Origin of the sequence: Microcoleus sp. MON1_C1, from assembly GCF_036701945.1 — a bacterium.
Lineage (GTDB): Bacteria > Cyanobacteriota > Cyanobacteriia > Cyanobacteriales > Microcoleaceae > Microcoleus.
The window spans coordinates 37,439-52,306 of record NZ_JAUBRO010000001.1; the positions used below are offsets into that span (position 1 = coordinate 37,439).

At 47.4% G+C, this 14,868-nt stretch carries 14 protein-coding genes; 8 read left to right on the forward strand and 6 right to left on the reverse strand.

Translation table 11 applies throughout. The features are described 5' to 3' along the window. Nucleotides 1-92: 92 nt before the first annotated feature. The 3 genes from fabD to plsX form a co-directional block, all read right to left on the reverse strand. Nucleotides 93-974, reverse strand: a complete 882-nt coding sequence (gene fabD, locus QUA62_RS00145; protein WP_190663634.1) for an ACP S-malonyltransferase — start codon at nucleotides 972-974, stop codon at nucleotides 93-95. Between the two features lie 405 nt (nucleotides 975-1,379). Further along, on the reverse strand, nucleotides 1,380-2,381 hold the full coding sequence (locus tag QUA62_RS00150) for a beta-ketoacyl-ACP synthase III (protein WP_190663635.1): 1,002 nt from the start codon (nucleotides 2,379-2,381) through the stop codon (nucleotides 1,380-1,382). Between the two features lie 158 nt (nucleotides 2,382-2,539). After that, nucleotides 2,540-3,589 carry a phosphate acyltransferase PlsX gene (plsX, locus tag QUA62_RS00155; protein ID WP_190663641.1) on the reverse strand — a complete coding sequence of 350 codons (1,050 nt, stop codon included), beginning with the start codon at nucleotides 3,587-3,589 and terminating at the stop codon, nucleotides 2,540-2,542. A 214-nt stretch (nucleotides 3,590-3,803) separates the two neighbouring features. Here plsX and QUA62_RS00160 point away from each other — a divergent pair, with 214 nt between their 5' ends. The 6 genes from QUA62_RS00160 to QUA62_RS00185 all read left to right on the forward strand — a co-directional run bounded on the left by QUA62_RS00160 (nucleotide 3,804) and on the right by QUA62_RS00185 (nucleotide 8,945). After that, nucleotides 3,804-5,138, forward strand: coding sequence for a D-alanyl-D-alanine carboxypeptidase (locus tag QUA62_RS00160; RefSeq protein WP_333401878.1), 1,335 nt, complete (start codon nucleotides 3,804-3,806; stop codon nucleotides 5,136-5,138). A gap of 81 nt (nucleotides 5,139-5,219) precedes the next feature. Beyond that, entirely contained in the window at nucleotides 5,220-5,504 is a 285-nt protein-coding gene (gene rpsP / locus QUA62_RS00165) for a 30S ribosomal protein S16 (protein ID WP_006633724.1), read from the forward strand. Then, the gene (locus QUA62_RS00170; RefSeq protein ID WP_333206392.1) at nucleotides 5,476-5,994 is read left to right on the forward strand and encodes a KH domain-containing protein; all 519 of its coding nucleotides are present in this window, start codon (nucleotides 5,476-5,478) and stop codon (nucleotides 5,992-5,994) included. Before rpsP ends, QUA62_RS00170 begins: the two co-directional genes overlap by 29 nt. 374 nt (nucleotides 5,995-6,368) lie before the next feature. Continuing rightward, complete coding sequence (locus QUA62_RS00175) at nucleotides 6,369-7,322, forward strand: PhoH family protein (RefSeq protein WP_006633722.1); 954 nt, start codon at nucleotides 6,369-6,371, stop codon at nucleotides 7,320-7,322. Between the two features lie 180 nt (nucleotides 7,323-7,502). Continuing rightward, complete coding sequence (locus QUA62_RS00180) at nucleotides 7,503-7,910, forward strand: ChuX/HutX family heme-like substrate-binding protein (RefSeq protein ID WP_333401879.1); 408 nt, start codon at nucleotides 7,503-7,505, stop codon at nucleotides 7,908-7,910. Nucleotides 7,911-8,165: 255 nt separating this feature from the next. Continuing rightward, a complete protein-coding gene (locus QUA62_RS00185) occupies nucleotides 8,166-8,945 on the forward strand; it encodes a DUF6816 family protein (RefSeq protein WP_333401880.1) in 780 nt (259 codons plus the stop codon). 1 nt (nucleotide 8,946) lies between these two features. Here the strand turns inward: QUA62_RS00185 and QUA62_RS00190 are convergent, their stop codons facing one another. From QUA62_RS00190 to acpP, 3 genes are all read right to left on the reverse strand, one after another. Continuing rightward, on the reverse strand, nucleotides 8,947-9,225 hold the full coding sequence (locus QUA62_RS00190) for a hypothetical protein (RefSeq protein ID WP_333401881.1): 279 nt from the start codon (nucleotides 9,223-9,225) through the stop codon (nucleotides 8,947-8,949). A gap of 303 nt (nucleotides 9,226-9,528) precedes the next feature. Further along, the gene (gene fabF, locus QUA62_RS00195; RefSeq protein ID WP_333286919.1) at nucleotides 9,529-10,782 is read right to left on the reverse strand and encodes a beta-ketoacyl-ACP synthase II; all 1,254 of its coding nucleotides are present in this window, start codon (nucleotides 10,780-10,782) and stop codon (nucleotides 9,529-9,531) included. A gap of 97 nt (nucleotides 10,783-10,879) precedes the next feature. Then, nucleotides 10,880-11,134, reverse strand: a complete 255-nt coding sequence (acpP, locus tag QUA62_RS00200; protein ID WP_006633716.1) for an acyl carrier protein — start codon at nucleotides 11,132-11,134, stop codon at nucleotides 10,880-10,882. A 386-nt stretch (nucleotides 11,135-11,520) separates the two neighbouring features. On the opposite strand from acpP, the gene QUA62_RS00205 reads away from it, so the two are divergent. Both QUA62_RS00205 and QUA62_RS00210 read left to right on the forward strand, forming a co-directional pair. After that, entirely contained in the window at nucleotides 11,521-12,426 is a 906-nt protein-coding gene (locus QUA62_RS00205; RefSeq protein WP_333401882.1) for a CoB--CoM heterodisulfide reductase iron-sulfur subunit B family protein, read from the forward strand. 618 nt (nucleotides 12,427-13,044) lie between these two features. After that, nucleotides 13,045-14,256, forward strand: a complete 1,212-nt coding sequence (locus QUA62_RS00210) for a chloride channel protein (RefSeq protein ID WP_333401883.1) — start codon at nucleotides 13,045-13,047, stop codon at nucleotides 14,254-14,256. The last annotated feature ends 612 nt before the right edge of the window (nucleotides 14,257-14,868 follow it).

Genomic DNA, 14,868 nt, shown 5'->3' on the forward strand with positions numbered 1-14,868 from the left:
TTTGCCTGTTGTGCTATTTGTTTTTCGGCAATCTTCAGGCCTGTTAACTCTCAATTTTACGGCCTGGCATTTCATCACAGGCTAAAAATAGATTAAGCGGGCAAATCTGCAAAACTGCTAACATTTACCAGCGCTAAATCCGGACAAGTCCGTTTTATCAAACCTGTCAGAACTTTGCCGGGGCCAATTTCCACTACGCGATCGATTCCTTGTTGCGGCAGTTGCAGCGAAATTTCTCGCCACCGCACGCCTTTGGTCATCTGCTGAGTCAACCGCTGCTTTAAAGTGGCTGCGCTGGTAGTGGCTGACGGTTCTGCGTTCGAGAGCACCAGCATTTTAGCATCGGAAAACCTTGCAGACTTTAAGGCTAGTTGAAACTCTGCCGCCACCCCGGCCATCAGGGGAGAGTGAAACGCACCAGAAACATTCAATTTAACGGCGCGTTTGACTTTGATTTTGGCAAGCAAATCTTCTACTGCTGCAGGCGTTCCAGAAATCACGACTTGTGCTTCGCTGTTGTCGTTTGCCAGCACTACGTCTCGGCTGTATTGAATTTGCAATTCTAGTTCCTGCCTGTCGAACCCGATCAAAGCCACCATTTGACCGCCGGAGGCAGTGTCCATGAGTTCGGCGCGCCGTTTGACTAAGCGCAATCCGGTTTCAAAGTCAAAGACGCCTGCTGCGTAGAGGGCAACATATTCTCCTAAACTGTGACCGGCAACTACCGCTGGTCGATCGCTTTTTTCTCGCATTAAGTCGGTCAAAATACTTTCTACTACGAACAAGCAAGGCTGAGTGTAGAGAGTCCGAGATAGTTTTGCTTCTTCTTTTTGGCAAACTTCCGCGACAGACCAACCTAAAATTTCTTTAGCGAGCTCAAATTTGGCTTTGGCTGTTGGCAAGTTTAATAAGTCTGCACCCATCCCGATCGCCTGGGAACCTTGCCCGGGAAATACCCATGCTGTTTTAGTCATTTTTCCGGTAATCTGCTAATTGGTGGTTGCTAATTGGTGATTGCAAAAATTCTTTGTTTCCCGCTTCTAAGTTCGCTCGCTGGTATCCGCTATCTTTCGGTTAACGAACTATCTACTCGCGACTCACAATTCTAACATAATAATTGCAGTTTTTACGAAGTTTATATTTTTTTTGCTACTTTAATTAAATTAATAGCAGTAACAAAATTTTCCACCTTCTAGGTGGGGAAAGTCGATCGAAGAATAGAGGATTTTCTATTTCAGGGCGCGCTTGTCAATAACACCTGCCCCGGGGGTGTGCGGCTGTGCACCTTGCCCTATGTATGGCGTGTTCAAGGATTTGTATTTTGCAAGTGTCACAGCCCCGACAATAAGCAGGGCAAGTTTACAGCCGACCGCCAAATATTACCTTCCCCATTTAAAAATCGCCGCCCCCCAAGTCAAACCTGCACCGAAACCAGCCGCAGCAATAGTATCGCCGGGTTTAACTTTACCCAGACGCACGGCTTCGTCTAAGGCAATGGGAATTGAAGCCGCTGAGGTATTGCCGTACTTTGCCAAATTGCTGATTACTTTTTCGGGGGGAATCTTTAGCCTTTGGGCAACTGCATCGAGAATCCGCTGATTGGCTTGGTGCAACAGCAGCCAGTCAATTTCTGCAGCGTTAATATTAGCCCGAAACATAGCTTTTTCTATGACTTCCGGCACTTTTTTTACGGCAAAGCGATAGATTTCTTGACCGTTCATTGTGATGGGATGAAATCCGCCAACTGCGACGCTGACGCCCTCAATTAATTCTTTTGACTCGGCTTTGTAAGCCAAATTGAGAGACGAATTTTGCGTGCCGTCGCTGCGAATTTCAAATCCCAAAAAGGAATCGACTTCTGAAGCTTGTAATACCACAGCACCTGCACCGTCTCCAAAGAGAATGCAAGTACCCCGATCCGACCAATTCACCCACCGAGATAAAATATCGGCTCCGATCAGCAAAACATTTTGATAAACCCCTGTCCGAATGAACTGCGAGGCTGTAACTAAACCAAAAACAAAGCCCGAACAAGCTGCTGTCAAATCAAAAGCCACTGCTTTTGTCGCGCCCAACTGATATTGAATTTTACTGGCAGTGCCAAACAAATCGTCAGGAGTTGAGGTGGCCAAAATAATCAAATCGATATCTGTCGGCGAAATTCCTGCCATTGCGATCGCCTGAAGCGATGCCTCCGAGGCTAAATCGCACAAAGAAGTGCGATCGTCTGCCAGCCTGCGGGAGCGAATGCCCGTCCGCGCCCCAATCCACTCGTCAGAAGTTTCTACTATCTGACTCAAACCGTTATTATCCAGCGAAACCTGCGGTGTACAAGAACCGCTACCCGTGACGGCAATGCCGAACCCTGATTGCTGCAACATTCCTCTCCATTTATGATCGATCGAGGAATTAAAAATTAAAAACTACCAATTAAAATTATTTTTTAAACTGCTGGAATTACTTTTTTTAAGCAAAACAGTGGGTTTAAGCTGACATTTTTAATTTTACATTTTTAATTTTTAATTCCTACTTACTGCCTCTAATTCACAGCTTCTTGTTCCATAGCGCTTTGGTGATTGGACGATCGAATTCGCTCCAGCACTTGGTTGTCAATAGCCTCCTTCGCCAAACGAATGGCATTAAAAATCGAGCCAGCTTGAGACGAACCGTGGCTGATAATGCAAACTCCAGCAACGCCCAATAGCAAACCGCCGCCGTGTTCAACGTGGTCTACCCGCTGCTTAAATCCTTGCAAGCTTTTTTGCAGCAGAGGATCGTTAATTTGATGTTGGAGTCCTTTGACTAATTCTTCCTTCAGCACTTGCACGACGACTTCGCCCACCGCTTCGGCAAACTTCAACAACACGTTGCCGACAAACCCGTCGCAGACAATCACGTCGAATTTCCCCGACAGCACGTCGCGGCCTTCGGCATTGCCCACAAAAGGAATGTTCGGATTGTCCACCAATAACTGGTGAGTCCGCACTGCCGCGTCGTTGCCTTTTGAAGGTTCTTCGCCAATGTTGAGCAGGCCGATTTTAGGTTCGGCGACGCCCAGCACGCACTGGCTGTAAATAGTTCCCATAAGAGCGAACTGCTCCAAAAATTTGGGGCGGCAGTCCACATTAGCGCCGACATCGAGAATGAGTACAGAGGTGCCCGCTACCATTGTCGGTAAAACCGCACCGATCGCAGGGCGATCGATTCCGGGGAGCCGCCCCAACCTCAGCAGGGCAGCAGCCATTGCCGCGCCGGAGTGACCGGCGGACACCACAGCATCAGCTTGCTGCTGCTTTACCAAGTTCATCGCTACGTTAATCGAAGCGTTGGGCTTGCGTTTGAGGGCACTCAAAGGTTCTTCGTGCATTTCCACCGCTCCTTCAGAAGGAACGATTTCTAGCTGACCTGTAGAGACGCGGCCGATCGCGTCTTGTTGCCGGAGCGAGTCTTCTATTTGCTGCGGGTCGCCCACGAGCAAAATCTCTACGCCTAATTCTTCTTGTGCCTTAAGCGCTCCAGCTACAACTTCGGCGGGGGCATGATCCCCGCCCATAGCGTCTATTGCAATTCTTGCGCGTGTCGATCCCATTGACCAATGTTTGAGAAACACTAAAAATTCTACCAGGAAGTCAGGAGCGTGAATCCAGAAGTCTGAATAAAGAACTAAAATCCGCTCGCAACGGCGATCGGACAATTCTCATTTCCGACTACTCTGATAGAACTTGTTTTGTCACTACTTTACTATTTTTGACTGCAAATTGAAAAAATCAATGCAATAGTTTACATGACTTTAGGAGTAAAAAATGCTGGATTTATTTAGCTCAGGGATCGTGTCTCTGTGGCTGGACATGGCTGGGGTAGGCACTGCCGCGCCTAATGCTGCGTCAGTGCTGGCTTGGCGGGGAGGGATACCCGGGTTAGCGGTGGCCGAAGATTTGGCTTTTGGGAGAATAAATGTGGCAAATCCAGACTTGCCCGCAGAAGCGACGGTGCGAGAATATTTAAAAGAGTTAAAAGACAAGAACCTGATTGATGGAAATCAGGGAATTTGGGTGCAAGCGGGAATGGTGCCGCTGGTAAGTCAGCAGGGCAAGACGCTGATGCCTGGGGCTTCGCTGACTAAGATTGCTACTTCTCTGGCGTCCCTGGAGACTTGGGGCCCGGATTATCAGTTTGAAACGCGGTTCCGAGCAACGGGGCCGATTAGCAATGGTGTATTGCAGGGAGATTTGGTGGTCAGCGGCGGGGGCGATCCGCTGTTTGTGTGGGAGGAGGCGATCGCCGTTGGCAATGCTCTCAATCAAATGGGGATCGAGCGCGTGGCGGGGAATTTGGTGGTGACAGGCAATTTCCGCATGAATTACCAGTCCGATCCTTTGGTGGCGGGGGACATATTGCGGCAAGCCCTCGACGGGAGCAGTTGGCCACAGGATGTGGTGGCAATGTATTCTAAGATGGCTCCGGGAACTAGAAAGCCGCAAGTAACGGTTGCCGGCAGCGTCATTGCTGAGAAATTTGTGAGTTCGGGGCATTTGCTGCTGAAACGCCGATCGCTTCCTTTAGCCGAAATTCTCAAGCAGATGAACGTCCACAGCGATAATGAAATAGCTCAGATGCTGGCTGACGATTTGGGCGGGGCAAAAATAGTGCAGCAGCAAGCGACTTGGGCTGCGGGGGTGCCGGAGGAGGAACTTCAATTAGTTAACGGTTCGGGATTGGGAGTGGAAAATCAGATGTCTCCGAGGGCGGCTTGTGGGATGATGCAGGCGATCGGGCGCAACCTTCAGACTACTGGGCTGACGATTGCTGACTTGTTTCCGGTGTCCGGGCGCGATAAAGGAACTTTGGAATACCGACACATTCCGCCGTCGGCTGTGGTAAAAACTGGTACTTTGGACACGGTGATTGCTTTGGCTGGAGCCATACCCACGCGCGATCGGGGTTTAGTTTGGTTTGCAATTATTAATCGCGGCACCGATTGGGACTCTTTGAGAGCGCAGCAGGATATATTTTTGCAAAAATTGGTGCAGCAGTGGGGAACAGCATCGATTTTGCCACTAGCAATTACACCGCACATTGACGGCGCCAGACCTGCCTTGGGGGCAGCAAATCGTAGCGATATTTTGGTCGGAGGTTAAGAAATACGGGTTGAGTTGGGGTTCGGGGAAGGAGCATTGACAAAATAGCTTAGAATTGGAACAAGACTATTGTGCAAGAAGATGATCAAACTGCGATTGAAGAGATACGGGAAAAAACGCGAGACAAGCTACCGGATTGTAGCGATGAACAGTTCTACTCGCCGCGACGGCCGTCCCCTAGAAGAGCTCGGCTATTACAACCCCAGAAATAACGAAACCAGGCTGGATGTTCCAGCGATTGTCAAGCGCCTGCAAGAAGGCGCTCAGCCAACTGACACCGTGCGTGACATCCTGAGAAAAGCCCATGTATTTGAACAAGTCGGAGCCGGAGCCAACGTTGAATCCAGCACAGCAACAGTCAGCTAGTCCCAACTATGCTGGACTGGTTAAGTTTTTAATAGGGCCTTTTTTAGAGACCCCAGGCTCTTTGCGGGTTGATTGCGAACTGCACCCGCGCCAATCGCGGGTCTGGGTTAGGCTTGCTTTTGAAGATCCCGACAAAGGCCGGGTTTACGGTAGGGGCGGACGCAATATTCAGGCCATTAGAACTACCCTCGAAGCGGTGGCGCAGACGGCGGGTCAGTCCCTCTACTTAGATATATACGATGGTGAAGCGGGCGATCGCGGATCTGGCCCGCCCAGGGGCGATCGCGATCGCCCGGATCGCGACCGCCCGGATCGCGATCGCCCGGATCGCGACCGCCCAGATCGTGGCTCGCGGGAGCCGCGAGGCGACTTCCGACCCCGGACGCCTCCTCCGTCGCCGAGTCCCTTAGCTAGCAGAACTCCGAGAGAACAACCTCGCCGTACTAACACACCTACGTTTAGAACGAGCAGAAATACTCCCGGTTATTAACTAACTGCATAGCCCAGAAAGAATTTTAGATTTTAGATTGCCTGTTGTAGACTTTGTATTACAAGCCCTGTTTGGTTTGAAATTGCCGGTTTTGCGATCGGAAACAAATGTAAAATTTAAAATTTCAAATGTCAGCGGCATCAGGTTAATCTAAAATCTAAAATTTCAAATCTAAAATCTAAAATTGCCTGACTTAATAGAAGGGAGATTTGATTTGTGCCTCAAGCACCAAACTCATTTGGGAGCTAAATCTAAAAGACGCCTTAGATACTAGGTTTTACCTAGTAACGGGCGTCTTTTTGTTCGCAAATAGTGACTGGTTTAACGTTGATTTGTTAAGTTTTAATTGCTTATTTGGAGGAGCTTATGTTGGCATGAATGAAAAACTAACCATAGAGTTACCGAGCGCTCAAAGCGCAATGTCGCTGGCCGGTAATCAAGAAGAAAACCTGAAAATGATCTCTAAACAAACCGGTGCTACCCTGGTAATGCGAGGGCAAGAACTGCTGATTTCCGGCACAAAAAGTCAAGTAGAATTGTGTCATAAATTAGTGCGATCGCTCTCCGACTATTGGAAATCCGGCAAAAATATTACCGGAGTTGAAATCCAGACGGCGCGCCAAGCTTTGGATACCAACCGCCAAGGCGATTTACAAGACTTGCAGCGAGACGTTCTCGCCAGAACCCGCCGCGGCGAAGAAATTAGAGCCAAAACCTTCAAGCAGCGGCAATACGTCCAAGCAGTACGCACGCACGACCTGACATTTTGCATTGGCCCCGCTGGTACTGGCAAAACATTTCTAGCAGCTATTTTTGCCGTGCAAGCGCTGTTAAGCAAGCAGTACGAACGGCTGATTTTAACCAGGCCAGCCGTGGAAGCTGGCGAAAAATTAGGGTTTTTGCCGGGAGATTTGCAGCAAAAAGTCGATCCATATTTGCGCCCGCTTTACGACGCCCTGCAAGAAATGATCGACCCTGAAAAAATGGCCGATTTAATGGAAAGAGGCTTGATCGAAGTAGCTCCTTTAGCTTATATGCGGGGGCGCACTCTCAGCAATGCTTTCGTAATTTTGGACGAAGCTCAAAATACGACGCCAGCTCAGATGAAAATGGTGTTGACTCGTCTGGGCTTTCGATCGAGAATGGTCGTAACGGGTGATATTACTCAAACCGATTTGCCACCCAACCAACAGTCGGGATTGTCAGTTGCCCAAAATATTCTGCGTAACGTTGAGGGCATTGCTTTCTGTGAATTTTCTCAGGCGGATGTGGTACGACATCCGCTAGTGCAGCGGATTGTCGCTGCTTACGAACTGCACGAAACATGAAGGAAGAAGGAATAAGGAAGGCTTTAGTTATCTACGAGAGAAGGAAGGCTTTAGTTATCTACGAGAGAAGGGAGAAGGAAGAATTATCCTTTTTTCTCTAATTCCTTTTCCTAATTCCCAACTACCATTTTCTTCTTATCGATTTAATCCCAAATCCACAATCCACAATCCAAAATTGATATGACTGCGACTCTGAAAGAATTCTTGGAAGCTTGCGAACAATTGGGAACGCTGCGTTTAATCGTGACTAGCAGCGCGGCTGTGCTGGAAGTGCGCGGTTCAATTCACAAGCTGTTTTATGCGGAGTTGCCGAAGGGTAAGTATGCCAATATGCACGCCGAAATATTTGAGTTTCACCTGAATATGGACAAAATCAAACAGGTGAAGTTTGAAACTGGCGAGGCGAAAAGAGGCAATTTTACTACTTATGCAATCCGTTTTCTGGACGAACAAAATGATGCTGCTTTGAGCGCGTTTTTGCAGTGGGGAAAGCCCGGGGAATACGAACTAGGACAGGTGGAAAACTGGCACCAATTGAAGGAGAAATACGGAGAGGTGTGGGAACCCGCACCTGTTGAGACGCTTTAAAACATAGGCTTTTCCACCTTTAAATTGCGTAGTGGGGGCGGGAGAGCCTGTCCAACCCCTACTCCCCACAAGCAGAACATTTATTTTTGTGCAACAGGCATCTTGCCTGTTTATGAAAATGGTATAAAATATGATGTTTAACTGATTTGTTGTCCAATTTTTGAATTAATGAACCGCAGAGGGCGCAGAGAACGCAGAGAAGAGATAAAGAAGAGAAAGAGAGACAGAAGGTTAGTTGTTTGAATGTAATGTGGTATGAAGGTAATTTGGGGTTTTTGTCTGGTTTTGGCGGTACTGCTGTGGGGTGGCGTTGCGAGAGCGGGGGTTTTGGGCGATCGCATATCAAGTTTTCCGAATTGGGAAAGCAAGCCTCCTATCGCTGTAGCTAAGGGAGATTTGGTATATCCCGACTGGATGGCGGGGAATTGGAATGTTGCTAGCACTTTGGTGGATTTAGCGGCTCCTTTAGCGCCAAATATTGTCACCCCAGGATTTGAAAGCAATCGCCAATATTTGCAGCAGCCAGTATTATTTAAAGTGCGATTTCAACCGGAAAAAAATATTGATTTTATTTATAATAATACATCTAAAAAAGCTACAAAGATTGTAGCCGATCGCACTTTTAACGGTTTGAACATTGCCAAGGCTTATTTAGGCGATGGTGGCGTACTTTCGGTGAAAGTCGATCCGACCAATCCCAACAGCCAAATTACTGTTTTGAAAGGGGAACGCCAATTAATTTCGATTGTTACCAGTCGGGGAACTGAGACGCCGAATCCTCGTGAGTTTGTGTCTACAGAGATTTCTCAGCAAGTGTTTCGGGGAGAGTCTGATATTTATTTAAACGAGGTGGAAACAACAACGGCTTATCAAGTTGTTGGAGGCGGGAAAAATGGCGATTCTGCGAGTAAAAGAATTGAGGCGGATCAGGTGACAGCGATTTATTTGTCGCCGCAAGACCCGGATTATTTTGCTGCTGGAGGGCATCCTGTGGCTTTGTACCGATATCGGTTGGAGTTATTGCCGGGAGAATAAGCTAAGAAGAACGACAAAAATTATTGAGATAGTTATAGAGTTCGCGAAATAACGGACATTTTTTTTCAACTTCCTTCGGATCGATTTCTATCAAGAGCAAAGGAGTATGTAATCCTTTAGAAAAGCGTGCTTTATCGCGATCGACTTCATCTTGAACACTTGACTCAATTAAAGCTTCTGATAGTTTTTCTCGACAGCCATCTCTTTTAGAATCATATTCACTAAGTGATTCTGGAGGATCAAAAGAAAGTTTTCTTTGTGTACTTAGCCACCAACGCACCCGTTAATGTCTGCCTCTAAAATCTGAATGTTTAGCTATTGAATTATTGCAATCAGCAATAATAATCCAAGCTTCGATTTCCGGCGCTGCCAACCCAAAAAATTTTTCGATGTCAGCACATTCTGGTAGTTTTGATATCACCGTAGATTTTTATAATTCTTTGGTTGTCAAAAATCGAATAATTGGTTGATTCATACGATCGCTCGGATTATACTTCAGAAAGTTAGGGCAGGCAAGATGCCTACCCTACAAAGGTAAAAAAATATTTTTTTACCTTTTAACTCTCGATTTTCGGATTAGCCGTTACTGAACAAACTTCTTGAATGCCAGAGTCACGTTGTGGCCGCCAAATCCAAAAGAATTCGACAGCGCCACATCAACTTTTAGATCGCGGCTTGTATGAGGAACATAATCCAAATCGCACTCAGGATCGGGATTTTCCAGATTAATTGTCGGCGGGATTTTGTCATTGGCGATCGACATTACCGTCGCCACCGCCTCAATTCCCCCAGAACCGCCCAAAAGATGGCCGGTCATCGACTTGGTAGAACTAATTGCTATTTTGTAAGCATGGTCTCCCAAAGTCTTTTTAATCGCTTTCGTTTCCGTAGAATCGTTGGGAAGCGTGCTCGTGCCGTGAGCGTTGATATAGCTCACTTGATCCGGCGTCAAACCCGCATCCTTGAGCGCTAAAGCCATCGCCCGCGACGCACCTTCCCCCCCCGGTACCGGAGAAGTCATGTGATACGCATCGCAAGTTGAACCGTAGCCGACGATTTCTGCGTAAATCTTCGCGCCACGCGCCAGAGCGTGTTCCATTTCTTCTAGAATCAGAATGCCAGCACCTTCGCCGACGACAAAACCATCACGATCGCGATCGAACGGACGAGAAGCATGAGTCGGGTCATCGTTGCGAGTCGAAAGCGCCCTCGCCGCAGCAAAACCAGCGACGCACAAAGGTGTCACTGCAGCTTCCGTACCGCCGCAAATCATGGCTTGGGCGTAACCCCCCTGAACTAAGCGAAACGCATCGCCCACGGCATTTGACCCGGCAGCGCAGGCCGTCACCGTGCAAGAGTTTGGCCCCTTAGCCCCCGTGTGAATCGCCGTCAGCCCCGCGGCCATATTCGCAATCATCATGGGAATCATAAACGGGCTGCATCGATCGGGGCCGCGATTTAGATAGATCTCTTGCTGCTCTTCCAAAACCTTCAGGCCACCAATGCCAGTGCCAAGAATGACACCCACCTGTTCTGCGTTCAGGTCGTTAATCTCAAACTTTGCATCAGCAATAGCTTGTTTGCTCGCTGACACCCCAAATTGAGCAAAGCGATCCATGCGCTTTGCTTCCTTGCGCTCTAAATAGTCGTGTGGGTCGAAACCCTTCACCTCTGCGGCAAAGCGGCAGTCGTGCCGCGACGAGTCGAATAAGGTGATCGGGCCTATACCATTCTTCCCGGCAAGCAACCCGTCCCAATATTCGGACAAGGTATTGCCGATCGGTGTAATCGCGCCGAGACCCGTGATAACAACGCGCTTACGCTCTAAATTTGTCATGATTTCAGTTTCAAAAAATTAAACACCCAGAACGCAGAACAAAAGAGGAGTTTCCAGTTTTCTAACTTTTCTCCTCTTAGGGGAAAAGACAGGTATTTTATGCTTTTGGAGCTGCAAGTTTGCTGCTGATGAAATCTACAGAAGCTTGAACCGTAGTAATTCCTTCGGCTGCTTCGTCGGGAATTTCAATATCAAACTCTTCTTCCAAAGCCATGACCAGCTCTACAGTATCTAAGGAATCTGCTCCTAAATCGTTAGCAAAGTTGGCTTCGGGCTTGACTTCGCTCTTATCGACTTCCAGTTGCTCTGCCACAATTTTCTGGACTCTAGCAAAAATGTCGTCTTGGCTCATAACATCGTGTCCTCATTGGTTGCTGCGTATCTAATCTTATCCGAAAGGGGGATCTGCAGGAGAAAGGCTGGCCGCTTTTCTAAGTGACACGGGCCAGCGACAATTGGGACACGGACGATCGCAGCAACTCTAGGACTAAGGCAAAAAAAAACCCAATAGCCCAAAATCAATCATCTCCTTTAGCCACCTGATAACGTTGAGGAACCGGATTTTTGGTCGATGGTGCGTCAGTCATCAACTCAAAATGCTTCAGAAAAGCTGACAATTAGCTCCTAGCTAGGCGGTGATTACGTTAATTATAAAGAGGGAAAACTAAGCAGGAAGCCTCCCGACTTCGATGGCTCAAGTTTCTTTTCCCGAACCTTGTGTCCCCAGCAGAAACGACTATGCCATCCCAAACTCTCAGATATGCTTACTTTCCCGGTTGCGTAGCCCAAGGGGCTGCCCGCGAACTTTACCTGTCTACCCAAGCCCTCACTCAAGCGTTGGGGATTGAACTGGTGGAACTCAAAAAAGCTTCTTGCTGCGGTTCTGGCACTTTCAAGGAAGATTCGCAGTTACTCGAAGATACTGTCAACGCTCGCAATATTGCTTTGGCTGAGGAACTGAATCTGCCTTTGCTGACGCATTGCAGCACTTGTCAAGGCGTAATTGGTCATGTGGACGATCGCCTTAAGGATTGCCAAAAAACCGATCCCAACTACATAGAAAAAGTCAACGGTTTACTCAAAAAACAAGGCTGTTCGCCTTATCAAGGCAGTACCGAGGTGAAACATCTGTTGTGGGCGATCGTTGCCGATTACGGGCTCGACGAGGTGCAGAAGCGAGTCACCCGCAAGCTTTCGGGCTTGAAGTGCGCGTCTTTTTACGGATGCTACCTGCTGCGAGCTCAGGATAAGCTGCTTTACGATGACCCGCACCAACCCGAATCGATGGAAAATGTGTTTCGGGCGATCGGGGCAACTCCGGTTTACTATCGAGGGCGGACGCAGTGCTGCGGCTGGCCGTTGGCGAGTTATGCCACTAACCAATCTTTTCAGATGGCAGGCAAACATATTCAAGATGCTCTTGACAATGGCGCTGATTGTATGGTAACGCCTTGTCCGCTTTGTCACTTGAATTTGGATTCGCGACAGCCGGAGGTGGAAAAAGTAATCGGGCACAAATTGAGTTTGCCGGTGTTGCATTTGTCGCAATTGGTGGCTTTGGCTTTGGGTGTGGAGCCAAAAAAACTAGGGCTCGATCGACATATTGTTTCAACTAAGCCCGTGTTAGAAAAATTAGGCTTTTAGTCGATCGATTTGCGCCGCTTTGTAGTAAGGACTTTAGTCCTTTCTAATATCCAATCCAGGTTTGTAGTAAGGATTTTGGTTCTTTCTAAGATGCAATCCCGTTAGATCGGAATTATACCCGAATGCTAGCGGGAAGCTCGATCGCGCTCATACATTCTGGAGTTGATAGAAGATGCCAGCCAAAATTTGTCCTTTTGTGCGGATAGGTAGTCTAGTCTTCTTCTTGTGGGGCAACAATAGCGCTGCGGAGTTCTGACTCTTTGTCGGTTAAGCTGCTGGACTATGCCATTTATTTCCGCTCTTAGCTCCTCATCTGACATCCCAAATTGGTTTTTTAAGCTATTGACACCACCAAAAGATGAAGCAGTCTAACGGCGGGGGCTTCAACGGACGGCGTTGCAAGGGGGCTACACCACTGATAACCTGTGCCTGAGTTCGTTGTCAGCCCTTGTTTGACTGCGATTGTTAGAGCGCATTCGATAGCCAGATTTACACTCAATAGCAAGTGTGGTGGTTAGTAGGTTAATATGCAGATAACAGAAACAGAAGTTGTATACCATTACACAAAATATTTTTTTAACACTTCCTAACTGGCTAGCTCTTGACAAGGAATAAGGAATGAAACGAAACCCAGTAAATCTCACACGTTCGGTATTGCTATGGGCAATGCTAGGAATAATTTGTGGTTTATTTGCTGCAACTTATTGGATGTTTTTGTCTTACATAATGCAGGGATTTGAATATTTTAGTGGAGTTTCTCTACTAATTATTATGCCCCTTGCTGGTTTGCTCATCGGTTTGCTCATTCATTGGCTGGGAAATCCTGGCGAAATAGGGTTGATTATTGACAATATTCATCTCAATGGTGGGCGGTTACCCATGAACGAAAATCCTTCGATGATTCTGTCGTCGCTAATTAGTATTGCAAGTGGAGGCAGTGCTGGTCCAGAAGCGCCAATGGTGCAAGTCACAGGTTCAATTGGTACATGGTTGGCCGATCGCTTTAAATTGACTGGAGAGGCACTACGAACTTTGAGTATTGCTGGCATGGCATCTGGTTTTACAGTTTTGTTCGGTGCTCCTTTGGGGGGTACTTTTTTTGCTTTAGAAATCCTGCACCATCAAAATGTTGTGGAGTATTTTGAAGCAATATTGCCGGCGGTGGTGGCAAGTTGTGCAAGTTACACCATCTTTGTAGGAATTACCCAGCTTGGAATTGGCCCTACCTGGCATTTTCCTCAATACAATGTGGACAGCCTTTATGACTTTGCCGCAGCGATGGCTTATGGAATCGTAGGGGCAATTATGGGGTGGTTTTTTATCGCTGTATTTCGCAGTGTTGGTCGCTTGTTTGATTCAATACGCAGTCCCATCTATGTGCGAACTACTTTAGCTGGGCTAGCACTGGGTGTTTTATCAGCTTTATTTCCGCTCACTCGTTTCTTTGGCGAACATCAAATTGAAAAAATTGTTGAGGGAAACTTTTCTTTGGGATTTCTCTTAACTTTAGTTATTGCTAAAGTGTTTGCCATTAGTACGACCGTAAATGGAGGCTGGCGGGGAGGGATTATCATCCCACTGTTTTTTATAGGAGCCTGTTTAGGAAAGGCAATCGCTATCATTAATCCCGCGTCCAACGAGACTTTGGCAATGATTTGTGTAATGGCTGCTCTGAATTCAACAGTTACTCGGACTCCAATTAGTACAACTCTGCTACTCGCCAAATTAACAGGATTTAGCACTTTTACACCGATTCTCTTCGCTAGTCTCGTGGGTTTCTTCTTGGCTCCCCGATCTCCCTTCATTACCTCACAGCGTAAAATTGATTGACAAACGGCTAGAAATCCTCTAATAGCTCCGTGTAGCGGCGAAAAATACGTGCAATTTGCGAGTGTCGAGTCTCCAGGCTTCTGCCATTACAAATGCACCAATGCCATCAAACAACATCTAGCCGTTGATACCAGTCAGCTTGCTGTTTTTTATCCATTGCACATTTTGCACCATTCTTAACAACAGGCAAGATGCCTGTTCCACAACAAGTGCATTTTCTTGTGGGGTGGGCATGAGAGCCCGCCCATAGAAGGGTTATTGATAATGGTGCAATATCTCAGATCCCTTGCACAAAAACCAGTGTGATCGAGGACTGTGGCTTGATGAAATGTTGATTCACCACTGCGATTACTTTCACACTCGGGCTCGTCAATATTCCGAAGACGATCGTTCTGCAAGGGCAAGGGCAAGGGGTATCACCCGGCTCGGCTCATCCCAGAGAAAGTAAAAACTCTATCCCCAGATTATGACCCAGATCCGGTTTAAACTCGCACGGAAACTAACGAAAGCCGAAAAAATGGCGCTGGAGGGGAAAACTGGATTTGTCGTGGTGGCAATTCGCGCTCGTGATTGAACGGTCAAATCCTTGGATGTAAAGCTGTAAGAGTTTAG

Excerpts from the sequence above, each read along its gene's own strand:
- fabD (WP_190663634.1), bottom strand. The coding sequence starts at position 974 with ATGACTAAAACAGCATGGGTATTTCCCGGGCAAGGTTCCCAGGCGATC.
- QUA62_RS00150 (WP_190663635.1), bottom strand. The coding sequence starts at position 2,381 with ATGTTGCAGCAATCAGGGTTCGGCATTGCCGTCACGGGTAGCGGTTCT.
- plsX (WP_190663641.1), bottom strand. The coding sequence starts at position 3,589 with ATGGGATCGACACGCGCAAGAATTGCAATAGACGCTATGGGCGGGGAT.
- QUA62_RS00160 (WP_333401878.1), top strand. The coding sequence starts at position 3,804 with ATGCTGGATTTATTTAGCTCAGGGATCGTGTCTCTGTGGCTGGACATG.
- rpsP (WP_006633724.1), top strand. The coding sequence starts at position 5,220 with ATGATCAAACTGCGATTGAAGAGATACGGGAAAAAACGCGAGACAAGC.
- QUA62_RS00175 (WP_006633722.1), top strand. The coding sequence starts at position 6,369 with ATGAATGAAAAACTAACCATAGAGTTACCGAGCGCTCAAAGCGCAATG.
- QUA62_RS00180 (WP_333401879.1), top strand. The coding sequence starts at position 7,503 with ATGACTGCGACTCTGAAAGAATTCTTGGAAGCTTGCGAACAATTGGGA.
- QUA62_RS00185 (WP_333401880.1), top strand. The coding sequence starts at position 8,166 with ATGAAGGTAATTTGGGGTTTTTGTCTGGTTTTGGCGGTACTGCTGTGG.
- fabF (WP_333286919.1), bottom strand. The coding sequence starts at position 10,782 with ATGACAAATTTAGAGCGTAAGCGCGTTGTTATCACGGGTCTCGGCGCG.
- acpP (WP_006633716.1), bottom strand. The coding sequence starts at position 11,134 with ATGAGCCAAGACGACATTTTTGCTAGAGTCCAGAAAATTGTGGCAGAG.
- QUA62_RS00205 (WP_333401882.1), top strand. The coding sequence starts at position 11,521 with ATGCCATCCCAAACTCTCAGATATGCTTACTTTCCCGGTTGCGTAGCC.
- QUA62_RS00210 (WP_333401883.1), top strand. The coding sequence starts at position 13,045 with ATGAAACGAAACCCAGTAAATCTCACACGTTCGGTATTGCTATGGGCA.